Source organism: Streptomyces marincola, assembly GCF_020410765.1.
Taxonomy (GTDB): Bacteria; Actinomycetota; Actinomycetes; order Streptomycetales; family Streptomycetaceae; genus Streptomyces; species Streptomyces marincola.
Genome location: NZ_CP084541.1, coordinates 883,553 through 895,343, shown reverse-complemented (window position 1 = coordinate 895,343; position 11,791 = coordinate 883,553). Strand labels below are relative to the sequence as shown.

Here is an 11,791-nt window from a genome sequence, read left to right as displayed (position 1 = left end):
GGCCACCCGGGGGCAGACTTGGGGCCATGACCGAGCACCCCCGCGACATCCTCGCCGACTCCGCGCAGAACTGGCCCGTGGCGGCCACGACCACCCCGTTCACCGGCAACAAGACCAGCGTCCGCGCCGACGACGTCGTGATGCCGGACGGCTCGACCGCCCGCCGCGACTACCAGGTGCACCCCGGCTCCGTCGCCGTCCTCGCCCTGGACGAGCGGGACCGGGTGGTCGTCATCGAGCAGTACCGCCACCCGGTCCGGCACAAGCTGTGGGAGATCCCGGCCGGACTCCTCGACGTGCCGGGGGAGAACCCGCTGCACGCCGCGCAGCGCGAGCTGTACGAGGAGGCGCACACCAAGGCGGAGGACTGGCGGGTCCTCGCGGACGTCTACACCAGTCCGGGCGGCAGCGACGAGGCGGTGCGCGTCTTCCTCGCCAGGGAGCTGTCCCAGGCCGAGGGGGAGCGGTTCGAGGTGGTCGCGGAGGAGGCCGACATGCGGCTCGACCGGGTGCCCGTCCAGGACCTGGTCCGCGGCGTGCTCGCCGGGCGGCTGCACAACACCTGCCTGGCGATCGGCGTGCTGGCGCTCCAGGCGGCGCGCGCGGGGGACGGCGTCGACGCGCTGCGGCCCGCGGACGCGCCGTGGCCGGCGCGGCCGTTCCCGGCCTGACGTGTCCTGACCGCCGCGTTCCTCGGCGGTGGCATACGCTCGCCCCGTGACGGATGTGACGGGACAGACAGTCACCGAGGGAACCGGTCGGCCCGCCTTCCTGGGCCGCAGGAGCGAGCTGGCCACGCTGCGCTCCGACGTGGCGCGGGCCGGTCTCGACACCATGGCGGGCCGTCCCGTCGCCCGGGCCCGGGTCCTGCTGATCGCCGGCCGTCCCGGCAGCGGCAGGACGGCGCTCGCCGAGGAGTTCGCCGCCGAGGTGGTGGCGCGCGGCGACCACCCGGACGGAGTGCTGCGCGCCCGGCTGACCGAGCCGGGCGGCGCGCCCGTCCCGCTCGAACGCGTCGCCCGCGAGCTGCTGACGGAGCTGGGCGAGGACGCGCCGCCGGGCGCGGACGAGGGCGAGCTGTGCGACATCCTGCGGGAAGCGCTCGACGAGCGCCGCGCCGTGCTGCTGCTCGACGACGTGGGCACCGCGGGGCAGCTGGCCGAGCTGATCCCCGACCGGCGCGACTGCCTGGTGATCGCCGTCTCCCGCGGCCCGCTGCCCAAGGTGCCCGACGTCAGGCCCTGCACCATCGGCGCCCTGGACCGGGCCGCGGCGGTCGCCCTGCTCGAACGCGGCGCGGGCGACGTCCGCGTCACCGTCGACCCGGGGGCGGCGGAGACCCTGGCCGAACTCTGCGGGTACCAGCCCGCGGCCCTGGTCCTCGTGGCCGGCTGGCTTGCCGCCCGCCCGGACGCCACCCTCGCCGAGGTGGTGCGGCTGTTCGCCGCCGGCCCGGAGCCCGAGGCCGGCCCGGTCGCAGGGCCGGAACGGGAAGCGGCGACCGGGCCGGGGGCCGCGGGCGGCTCCGGGTCCGAGGACGCGGCGCCGCGGGAGGGCCCCGGCGCCCCGCGGGGCCGCGAGCGCCCCGCGCCGGCCCCCCGGCCCGGCTTCCCCGCCCCCTACCCGCCGCCGCCCGCCCACCCGCCGCCCGACGCGGCGGACGAGCCGCTGCGGCGCGCGTTCCGCCTCGTGACCGGCACCCTGCCCGCGCCCGCCGTGCGCGCCCTGCGCCTGCTCGTCCTCGCGCCCGCGGGACTGGTCGACGCGCACACCGCCGCCGCGCTCGCCGGCTGCCCGGTGTCCGCCGCGCGCACGGCGCTCGCCGGCTTCGCCGCCGCGGGGCTGCTGCGCCCGCTGCCTCCCGCGAGCGGCGGGGGCGTCGGCGCCCAGTACCTCGTGCCCGGCTGCCTCGACGCCCTGCTGCGGGCCCAGCTGCACGCCACGGAGCGACCCGCCGAGATCCTGCTCGCCAGGGCCCGCATGCTGGAGCGCACGGTGCGGCTGCTGCGCGCCTGCCACGCCGTGACCGAGCCGCAGGGCAGCGCCGCCCGCGTCTGGCTGGCCGGGCTGCCGGGCGCGCTGCGGTTCCCCGGCCGCGCCGAGGCCGCCGCCTGGCTGACCGCCCGGCGGACCGCGCTGCTCGCCGCCGCCCGCCTGGCCGTCGCCGACGGCCAGCTCGACACGCTCGCCCGCCGCCTGGTGAGTGCCCTGAGCCGGGCGCTGATCGCGCACCGCGGGGCCGAGGCCGCCGCCCCCGACCTGTACCGCCTGCACGAGCTGGTCCTCGGCGTCGCGGAACGGCAGCACCTGGCGAGGGAACGCGCCGCCGCGCTGCTGAACCTGGGGGACATCGACGCCGGGGCCGGCCGCCCGGCCGAGGCGCTGGAACGCTACCGGGCGGCTCTTGAGGCGGCCAGGAGCGAGGGGGACCAGGCCGATCCGCTCGCCGTCGGCCGCACGCTGGAGTCCATCGCGGGCACCTACGCGGAACTGGACGACTGGCAGCGGGCGGCCGACTGGTACAGCAGGGCGGTCACGCTCGCCCAGTCCCGGGGCGACCTGAAGGCCCAGGCGCGGCTGCACGGCCGGGTCGCCGCCGCGTTCACGCACACCGGGCAGTGGCCCGAGGCGCTGCGCGCCTGGCGGGCGGCGGCGGCGGCGCACCGCAGGACGGGCGACGCGCGCGCACACGCCAGGGCGGTCGCCGAGACCGCGCGGGCGCAGGAGCACGCGGGCCGGGCCGAGGAGGCGGCGCGCACCGCGCGGGAGGCGCTGCGGCTGGCCGAACGGGCCGGGGACGTGCGCCTCCAGGCGGCGGTGCGGCTCCGGCTCGCGGACGGCTGCGAGCGGGCCGGCCGGACCTCGGCCGCCGCCGCGCACCGGGCGGCGGCCGAAGCGCTGCTCGCGCCCGCGCCCCGCGCGCGCTCCGGCGCGGAATCCTCTGGGGTCGCAGAGGGAAGCGGTTGGGAAACGCAGCCACAGAAGGGGTGAGTATGAGTGAAACAAAGGCTGTACATCTCTGATTCCTTCATTAGAATGGCGGCCCTAGCCTTCCGTGACGCAAGGACTGTGATCGACGTGCAGGTCGGCATCCCCCGTGAGGTCAAGAACAACGAGTTCCGCGTGGCCACCACCCCGGCCGGCGTGCACGAACTCGTCGCCCGTGGCCACCAGGTCCACGTGGAACGGGGGGCCGGCCTCGGCTCCGCGATCCCCGACGAGGAGTACGCCGCCGCCGGGGCCGCGCTGGTCGCGGACGCCGACGAGGTGTGGGCGCGCGCCGACCTGGTGCTGAAGGTGAAGGAGCCGGTGCGCGAGGAGTACCACAGGCTGCGCCGGGGCCAGGTCCTGTTCACCTACCTGCACCTGGCCGCGTCGCGGGAGTGCACCGACGCGCTGCTGCACGCCGGCACCACCGCCATCGCCTACGAGACCGTCGAGACCCCGGGGCGCGTGCTGCCGCTCCTGGCGCCGATGTCCGAGGTGGCCGGCCGGATCGCCGCGCAGGTCGGCGCCTACCACCTGATGCGGCCGGCCGGCGGTCGCGGGGTGCTGCCCGGCGGCGTGCCCGGCACGCCGGCCGCGTCGGCCGTCGTGATCGGCGCCGGGGTCTCCGGCTGGAACGCCACGCAGATCGCGGTCGGCATGGGCTTCCAGGTGACCGTGCTCGACAAGGACATGGCCAAGCTCAGGGAGGCGGACCGCCTCTTCGGCACGCGGGTGCGGACGGTGGCGGCCAACGCGTTCGAGGTCGAACGCGCCGTGCTGGCCGCCGACCTGGTCATCGGCGCCGTGCTCGTGCCGGGCGCAAGGGCCCCCGAGCTGGTCTCGCGCGAGACGGTGGCGCGCATGAAGCCCGGGAGTGTCCTTGTCGACATCGCCATCGACCAGGGCGGCTGCTTCGCCGACTCGCGCCCCACGACGCACGCGGAGCCCACCTTCCGCGTCCACGACGCGGTCTTCTACTGCGTCGCGAACATGCCGGGCGCGGTGCCGAGCACCTCGACGCACGCGCTGACCAGCGCCACGCTGCCCTACATCGTGGAGTTGGCCGGGCGCGGCTGGCGGCAGGCGCTGCGGGACGATCCGGCGCTCGCGCTCGGCCTCAACGTGCACGAGGGGCACATCGTCTGCCCGCCCGTCGCGCGGGCCCACGGGCTGCCGCACACCGAGCTGCGCTCGGTCCTGGGGTGACCGCCGGTTTCGGTCAACTCCTCGCGTCAACATCGGGAATGTCACACGCCGCCACGGGCGCGTCAGGTGCGGGGCGAGCCCTGGAGTGCTCGCGCGCGCCGTCGCGCGGGTGTCAACTCGTCGCGAAAATGGCGCTTTAACCGGTTCGCGCGCCGTCGCATCGTCCCACTGGCGCCGCTTGTGGCCTTGACAAGTGAATGTTCGAGGGCCGACACATACGTGCCGGTCCGGCGGATTGTGTTGCTGCGGACCACCGACACGCCATAGAGTCGCCAATCGTCGGCATGGTGCAACGCTGACTCTGTCTAGAAGTTTCCTGGTCCCCAAGGAGGTAAGACGACTTGTGAATGAGTCGACAATTACTCCCCGGGGGGGACAACCAGGGGTCCCGGAGCGGCACCAGGGCGTTTCGGACCCGGCGGGGCGCAGGAGTTCCGTCGCTGTCCATTCCTTCGCAACCCACCAGAGCCAACCGAGCATGACAGCGCATCAGAGCACGGACCGCCATGAGGCGAACACCATGGCAGGAGACCGCACGGGCGGCGACGCCGACCGTATCCCCGACTACGAGGAACTGCCCGACGGGCAGTTCTACGACCCCGACGCGGAGTACGAGCCCGACCCGGAGTACGCGGCCACCATCGCGCCGGACGCCGCGCGCCAGCGCCGCGAACGCATCGGCCCCACCGGGCGCCCGCTGCCGTACTTCCCCATCCCCGGACCGCTCACCGAGCGGGGCCCGGCCAAGATCATCGCCATGTGCAACCAGAAGGGCGGGGTCGGCAAGACGACCTCGGCCATCAACCTGGGTGCCGCACTCGCCGAATACGGCCGCCGCGTGCTGCTGGTCGACTTCGACCCGCAGGGCGCGCTCTCGGTCGGCCTCGGGGTCAACCCGATGGAACTCGACCTGACCATCTACAACCTGCTCATGGAGCGGGGGATGGCGCCCGACGAGGTCCTCCTGAAGACCGCGGTGGCGGGCATGGACCTGCTGCCGAGCAACATCGACCTGTCGGCGGCCGAGGTCCAGCTGGTCAGCGAGGTGGCCCGCGAGTCCACGCTCCAGCGCGCCCTGCAACCGCTGCTGGCGGACTACGACTTCGTCATCATCGACTGCCAGCCCTCCCTCGGCCTGCTCACGGTCAACGCGCTCACCGCCGCGCACAAGGTGATCGTTCCGCTGGAGTGCGAGTTCTTCGCGCTGCGCGGGGTGGCCCTGCTGACCGAGACGATCGAGAAGGTGCAGGAGCGGCTGAACCCCGACCTGCGGCTGGACGGCATCCTGGCGACGATGTACGACTCCCGCACGGTGCACAGCAGGGAGGTGCTGGCCCGGGTGGTCGAGGCGTTCGACGACAACGTGTACCACACCGTCATCGGACGCACGGTCCGGTTCCCCGAGACCACGGTCGCGGGGGAGCCGATCACCACCTACGCCTCCAACTCCGTGGGGGCCGCGGCCTACCGACAGCTGGCCAGGGAGGTGCTCGCCCGGTGCCACGCCGAGTGAGTCTCCCGGCGGCCGACGAACTGTTCCGTAGTACCGGAGGGGCCGCGGTCCAGCCCTCGTCCCCTCCCGAGAGTGCCGGCGGCACGGGCGAGAGCGCCGCCGCGCCGCGGGTGCCCGCTCCCTCGGGGGAGCAGGCGCCCACGGGCGAGGAGACCGAGGGCACCAGGCGCGAGGAGCCGCGGGCCGCGGGCCGGGCGGCGGGTGGCGGCCGTGAGGCCGCCGTGCCGGGCCAGCCCAAGCGCGAGCAGGCCGGGCGGCAGCCGTCCCCCGGCGCGCCCAGGGGCGGCGGCAGGACGGCCGGTACCGCCGCGGGCAACGGCGCGGCGGCGGGCGGCGAACGGCGCCGCGGTCGCAGCCCCCGGCGGCCCAGCGGGCGGGAGCGCCACGACGAGAAGATCACCGTCTACGTCTCCGCCGAGGAACTGATGGACCTGGAGCACGCCCGGCTGGTGCTGCGCGGCGAGCACGGACTGGCCGTCGACCGCGGCAGGATCGTGCGGGAGGCCGTCGCGGTCGTTCTCGCCGACCTGGAATCCCGCGGTGAAGCGAGCATCCTCGTGCGCCGCCTGCGCGGTCGCTGACGCCGGGTGGACACCCCGGCACGCCCCAGGCGCCTGCTGGGCCGCGGCCCGGGCGCGCGGCCTCCCGCCGCGGGCGAGGGCACGAAGGCCCCGGCCGAGGAGCGGGACGCGGCGGCCCCCGCCGGGGCGCCGGCCCCCGCGGGGCCCGACCCGGCGGGCACCGCCGCTCCCGCGGCCCCGCCGGAACAACGCGCGGACAGCGGCGCCCCCGCGCCCGGCGACGGCGAGCCCGGGGACGGCCCCGCGGAGGAACGGGGCGAACGGCGCGGCCCGGCGCCGGCCGCGCCCGCCGCGGCCGGGCCGGAGCCCGGGGACCGCGGCGGCGCAGGAGCCGCGACCGGCCCCGCGGGGGAGAACGACGGCCGGTTCACGGTCGTGCTCGCCAACTTCGAGGGGCCGTTCGACCTGCTGCTCCAGCTCATCTCCCGGCACAAGATGGACGTCACCGAGGTCGCGCTCTCCCGCGTCACCGACGACTTCATGGCCCACATCCGTGCGATGGGCCCCGACGGGGACCTCGACCAGACCACCGAGTTCCTCGTGATCGCGGCCACCCTGCTCGACCTGAAGGCGGCCCGGCTGCTGCCCGCCGCCGAGGTCGAGGACGAGGCCGACCTCGCGCTGCTCGAAGCCCGCGACCTGCTGTTCGCGCGACTGCTCCAGTACCGGGCCTACAAGCGCGTCGCCGACATCTTCGGCGAACGGCTCGCCGCGGAGGCCGCGCGCCACCCGCGGACCGTCGGGCTCGAACCGCACCACGCGGAGCTGCTGCCCGACGTCGTGATCCGCATCGGCCCCGAGGGGTTCGCGCGGCTCGCGGTCAAGGCCATGCGCCCCAGGCCCGAGCCCCAGGTGTACGTCGACCACATCCACGCGCCGCTGGTCAGCGTGCGGGAGCAGGCCGAGGTCCTCGTCGCCAGGCTGCGGGAGCTCGGCCGGGCGACGTTCGCCGAGCTGACCCGTGACGCCGGCGACACCCTCACGGTGGTGGCGCGGTTCCTCGCGCTCCTTGAGCTGTACCGTGAGCGGGCCGTGGCCCTGGACCAGGACGAGGCCCTGGGCCCGCTGCTCGTCCGCTGGGAGGGCGAGGCCACCGGCCGGCCGCTGGTGACGGACGAGTTCGACCGGGCGGTCGCGCCCGAGGGCGACGAGCCGGCCCCGCGCGACCCGGCCGCCGCGGGCGCGGCCCGCGGCGCATGACGAAACCGAGAGGTGCGGCACCCATGACCGACGCGACCCGTGCGGAGCGCGCTGCCCAGGAGGCCGCGGACGAGCCCGCGCCGCCGGCCCTGAAGCCCTCGCTCGAAGCCGTCCTCATGGTCGTCGACGAGCCCGCCACCGAGGAGCACCTCGCCAAGGTGCTCCGGCGGCCGCGCCGCGCGGTCGCCGAGGCCCTGCGGGAGCTGGCCGACGAGTACACCCGGGACGGCCGCGGCTTCGAGCTGCGGCTGATCGCCGGCGGCTGGCGCTTCTACACCAGGCCCGCGTACGCGAGCGCCGTCGAGGGGTTCGTCCTCGACGGCCAGCAGGCCAGGCTCACGCAGGCCGCGCTCGAAACCCTGGCGGTGGTCGCCTACCGGCAGCCGGTCACCCGTTCCCGGGTCTCCGCCGTCCGCGGTGTCAACTGCGACGGCGTGATGCGGACCCTGCTCCAGCGGGGGCTGGTGGCCGAGGCGGGCACCGAACCCGAAACAGGTGCGATCCTGTATGTGACGACGCACTACTTCCTGGAGCGGATGGGCCTGCGCGGCCTGGACGAGCTTCCCGAGCTCGCGCCCTTCCTGCCCGAGGCGGACCAGGTCGAGGGCGAGAGCCAGGAGGGGGTGCCGTCGTTCGACGTGGATCAAGAAGACGACACCGGCGACTCCCCAACGGACCATTGATGCGAAGCAGCGGCAGGAACAGCAACCGGAACTACCGGGGCGCGGGCAACAGCCGCGACGACAGGAAGCAGTCCTCGGGGCGGCCACGCCCCGAGGAGCGCCGGTACGGCAAGAGCGGTGGCCCGGCACCGCGCAAGAAGAAGCGCACGGCTCCCGCCCGCTCCCGCGAGTACGACGCCCAGATCGAGGAGCGCAACCGCGAGCGGCACGACAAGCCCGCGGTGCGCCTGCCCAAGACGTTCGGTGAGCAGGAGGGCGAACGCCTCCAGAAGGTGCTCGCCCGGGCCGGCCTCGGCTCCCGGCGGGCCTGCGAGGAGCTGATCGACCAGGCCAGGGTCGAGGTGAACGGCAAGGTCGTCACCTCGCAGGGCCGCCGCGTCGACCCCGACAAGGACGAGATCAAGGTCGACGGCCTGACCGTGGCCACCCAGTCGCACCTGTTCTTCGCCCTGAACAAGCCGGCCGGCGTGGTCTCCTCCATGGAGGACCCCGAGGGACGGCAGTGCCTGGGCGACTACGTGCAGAACCGGGAGACCCGGCTGTTCCACGTGGGCCGTCTCGACACCGAGACCGAGGGCCTGATCCTGCTGACCAACCACGGCGAGCTGGCCCACCGGCTCACCCACCCCAAGTACGGCGTGACCAAGGGGTATCTGGCGGCCATCCAGGGGCCCGTGCCGCGCGACCTGGGCAAGCGGCTGAAGAACGGCGTGCTGCTTGAGGACGGCTACGCCCGCGCCGACCACTTCCGGGTCGTGCAGAACACCGGGAACAACTACCTCGTCGAGGTCTCGCTGCACGAGGGCCGCAAGCACATCGTGCGGCGCATGCTCGCCGAGGCGGGCTTCCCCGTGGAGAAGCTGGTGCGCACCCGGTTCGGGCCCATCGTGCTCGGGGACCAGAAGTCGGGATGGCTGCGCCGCATGACGAACACCGAGGTGGGGCGCCTGATGGGCGAGGTCGGCCTGTGACAGGGGGGCCGGGCCGCGCCCCGTCCGGTACTACGCTGGAACGATGCGCACCGCCCTCGTTCTCGGCACAGGACTGATCGGCACCTCCATCGGCCTGGCGCTCACCGGCCGCGGGGTGCGGGTGCACCTGGCCGACACCGACCCCGACCGGCCGCGCACGGCCGCCGCGCTCGGCGCGGGCACCGACGACCCGCCCGGAGCGCCGGTCGACCTGGCCGTGATCGCGGTGCCGCCCGCGGCGATCGCCGGCGCCGTGGCGCAGATGCAGCGGCGCGGCGTCGCGCGCGCCTACACGGACGTCGGCAGCGTCAAGGGCGGCCCGCGCCGCGAGCTGGGCGCGCTCGGCGGCGAGCCGGCCACCTACCTGGGCTCGCACCCGATGGCGGGCCGGGAGCGCTCGGGACCGCTCGCGGCCACCGCCGACCTGTTCGAGGGCAGGCCGTGGGTCCTCACCCCCACGCCCGAGACGGACACCGAGGCCCTGAACCTCGTGCTCGAACTCGTCGCGCTGTGCCGCGCCGTGCCCGTGGTCATGGACGCCGACATCCACGACCGGGCCGTCGCGCTCGTCTCGCACGCCCCGCAACTGCTGTCCAGCCTCCTGGCGGCCCGCCTGGAGGACGCCGAGGAGTCCGCGGTCCGGCTGTGCGGGCAGGGGATGCGGGACGTCACGCGGCTCGCCGCCTCGGAGCCGCGGATGTGGCTCGACATCCTCGGCGCGAACCCGGGGCCGGTCGCCGACGTCCTCACCGAGGTGGCGGCCGACCTCGACGAGACGATCCGTTCGCTGCGCGCCCTTGAGGCCGCCGACGAGGCCAAGCGCGCCGACGGGGCCCGCGGTGTCGAGGCGGTACTGCGCCGGGGGAACGCGGGCCGCGAGCGGGTGCCGGGCAAGCACGGGACCGCGCCCGCGGCCTATGAGACCGTGGCCGTGCCCATCTCCGACCGGCCGGGCGAGCTGGCCCGCATCTTCGCGGACGCCGGGCGGGCCGGGGTCAACATCGAGGACGTGCGCATCGAGCACGCCACGGGGCAGCAGGCCGGCCTCGCGCAGCTGATGGTCGAGCCGGCGTCGGCGCCGGTGCTGATCGAGGCGCTGCGCGAGCGGGGCTGGTCGATCCGGACGTAGGAGTGTCCCCGGGGGCCGGTACGCTTCTTGTCGGGAGGGCCTGCCCGCCGGCGCCCTCGCGGGGGGCCGTGAGCCCCGCCGTTCCCCTCTCCCGCGCCCGCCCGAGGCGCACGGGAGCACGTTCCGAGAAAGGTACGAATCCGCCGTGGCTGAATCCTCCGTCGTCGTCGCCATCGATGGCCCCTCCGGCACGGGGAAGTCCAGCACATCCAAGGCCGTGGCGACGCGCCTGTCCCTCGGCTTCCTCGACACCGGCGCCCAGTACCGGGCCATGACCTGGTGGATGCTGGCCAACGGCGTCGACGTCAACGACCCGGTCGCGGTCGCCGCCGTCTGCGACAAGCCGCTGATCGCCTCGGGCACCGACCCGAAGGCCCCGACGATCACCGTGGACGGCGCGGACGTCTCCGGGCCGATCAGGAGCAGCGAGGTGACCGCCGCGGTCAGCGCGGTCAGCGCGGTCCCCGAGGTGCGGACCCGGATCACCGCGTTGCAGCGGGCCATCGCGGCCGAGGAGCCCGGCGGCATCGTGGTCGAGGGCCGCGACATCGGCACCACCGTGCTGCCCGCCGCCGACGTCAAGATCTTCCTCACGGCCTCGCCCGAGGCCAGGGCGGCCAGGCGCAGCGCCGAGCTCAGGGTGAAGGCCGCCGCCGAGGTGGCGGCCACGCGCGAGGCGCTGGTGAAGCGCGACACCGCCGACTCGACCCGCGCCGCCTCGCCGCTGGCCAAGGCGGACGACGCCGTGGAGGTGGACACGACCGAGCTGACGCTCGCGCAGGTCGTGGAGTGCGTGGTCACCCTGGTCGAGGAGCGGAAGCGGCGGGAGAGGTGACCGGCCCGGGCGCCCGCGGGGCGGCGGCCGGCCGCCGGCTGTCGGCCGGCGTCGTCCACGCGGTGTGGCGTCCGCGGGTGCTCGGTGCCTGGCGGGTTCCTCCCGGGGGCCCGGTGATCCTCGCCGTCAATCACGCGCACAACGTGGACGGGCCCGTGCTGATGGGGACCGCGCCGCGGCCGGTGCACTTCCTGGTCAAGCGCGAGGCGTTCGCCGGCCCGCTGGGCACGTTCCTGCGCGGCATCGGGCAGATCCCGCTCGACCGGGCGGGCACCGACCGGGCGGCCGTCTCCTCGGCCCTCGCGGTGCTCGACGCGGGCGGCGTGCTCGGCATCTTCCCCGAGGGCAGGCGCGGGGCGGGGGACTTCGCCGCGCTGCGGTCCGGCCTCGCGTGGTTCGCGCTGCGCTCGGCGGCCCCGGTGGTGCCGGTGGCCGTGCTCGGCAGCGGCGAACGGCGCGGCCGGGTGATAACGGCGCTGCCCGCCGCGCGTTCCCGTATCGACGTGGTCTTCGGCGATCCGTTCACCCTGAGCGGTACCCGGCGCACCAGGACGGCTCTTGACGAGGCCACGGCCACGCTCGGGGAGCGCCTGACCGGCCATCTGCGCGACGCACGGCGCGGCACCGACCGCGCGCGGGACGGGCGCCGACCGCGCACCCACCAACGGACACGGACGAGGTAAGA

11 protein-coding genes are annotated in these 11,791 nt (G+C 75.3%); all 11 read left to right on the top strand.

Annotated features, from left to right (window positions below; translation table 11 throughout):
• Positions 1-26: 26 nt before the first annotated feature.
• Positions 27-671 carry an NUDIX domain-containing protein gene (locus LC193_RS03790; protein WP_226071567.1) on the top strand — a complete coding sequence of 215 codons (645 nt, stop codon included), beginning with the start codon at positions 27-29 and terminating at the stop codon, positions 669-671.
• Between the two features lie 55 nt (positions 672-726).
• The gene (locus LC193_RS03785; protein WP_404819513.1) at positions 727-2,991 is read left to right on the top strand and encodes a tetratricopeptide repeat protein; all 2,265 of its coding nucleotides are present in this window, start codon (positions 727-729) and stop codon (positions 2,989-2,991) included.
• Positions 2,992-3,078: 87 nt separating this feature from the next.
• Complete coding sequence (gene ald / locus LC193_RS03780; protein ID WP_226078470.1) at positions 3,079-4,194, top strand: alanine dehydrogenase; 1,116 nt, start codon at positions 3,079-3,081, stop codon at positions 4,192-4,194.
• Between the two features lie 520 nt (positions 4,195-4,714).
• Entirely contained in the window at positions 4,715-5,707 is a 993-nt protein-coding gene (locus tag LC193_RS03775) for a ParA family protein (RefSeq protein WP_404819343.1), read from the top strand.
• Positions 5,704-6,288 (top strand): hypothetical protein, encoded by a 585-nt coding sequence (locus tag LC193_RS03770; protein ID WP_226071563.1) that lies wholly within the window; start codon positions 5,704-5,706, stop codon positions 6,286-6,288. The genes LC193_RS03775 and LC193_RS03770 overlap by 4 nt, the downstream gene beginning before the upstream one ends.
• A gap of 6 nt (positions 6,289-6,294) precedes the next feature.
• Positions 6,295-7,488 carry a segregation and condensation protein A gene (locus LC193_RS03765; RefSeq protein ID WP_226071562.1) on the top strand — a complete coding sequence of 398 codons (1,194 nt, stop codon included), beginning with the start codon at positions 6,295-6,297 and terminating at the stop codon, positions 7,486-7,488.
• A 23-nt stretch (positions 7,489-7,511) separates the two neighbouring features.
• The gene (gene scpB, locus LC193_RS03760; protein WP_226071561.1) at positions 7,512-8,171 is read left to right on the top strand and encodes an SMC-Scp complex subunit ScpB; all 660 of its coding nucleotides are present in this window, start codon (positions 7,512-7,514) and stop codon (positions 8,169-8,171) included.
• A complete protein-coding gene (locus LC193_RS03755) occupies positions 8,171-9,142 on the top strand; it encodes a pseudouridine synthase (RefSeq protein ID WP_226071557.1) in 972 nt (323 codons plus the stop codon). The genes scpB and LC193_RS03755 overlap by 1 nt, the downstream gene beginning before the upstream one ends.
• Positions 9,143-9,185: 43 nt before the next feature.
• The gene (locus tag LC193_RS03750) at positions 9,186-10,271 is read left to right on the top strand and encodes a prephenate dehydrogenase (RefSeq protein WP_226071555.1); all 1,086 of its coding nucleotides are present in this window, start codon (positions 9,186-9,188) and stop codon (positions 10,269-10,271) included.
• 145 nt (positions 10,272-10,416) lie between these two features.
• Positions 10,417-11,106: a (d)CMP kinase gene (gene cmk / locus LC193_RS03745; protein WP_226071554.1), complete on the top strand. Its 690-nt coding sequence runs from the start codon at positions 10,417-10,419 to the stop codon at positions 11,104-11,106.
• Positions 11,103-11,789 carry a lysophospholipid acyltransferase family protein gene (locus tag LC193_RS03740; protein ID WP_226071547.1) on the top strand — a complete coding sequence of 229 codons (687 nt, stop codon included), beginning with the start codon at positions 11,103-11,105 and terminating at the stop codon, positions 11,787-11,789. Before cmk ends, LC193_RS03740 begins: the two co-directional genes overlap by 4 nt.
• Positions 11,790-11,791 lie beyond the last annotated feature (2 nt).

Bases quoted from the DNA above. Each gene is read 5' to 3' on its own strand.
- LC193_RS03790 (WP_226071567.1), top strand. From the start codon at position 27: ATGACCGAGCACCCCCGCGACATCCTCGCCGACTCCGCGCAGAACTGG.
- LC193_RS03775 (WP_404819343.1), top strand. From the start codon at position 4,715: ATGGCAGGAGACCGCACGGGCGGCGACGCCGACCGTATCCCCGACTAC.
- scpB (WP_226071561.1), top strand. From the start codon at position 7,512: ATGACCGACGCGACCCGTGCGGAGCGCGCTGCCCAGGAGGCCGCGGAC.
- LC193_RS03755 (WP_226071557.1), top strand. From the start codon at position 8,171: ATGCGAAGCAGCGGCAGGAACAGCAACCGGAACTACCGGGGCGCGGGC.
- LC193_RS03750 (WP_226071555.1), top strand. From the start codon at position 9,186: ATGCGCACCGCCCTCGTTCTCGGCACAGGACTGATCGGCACCTCCATC.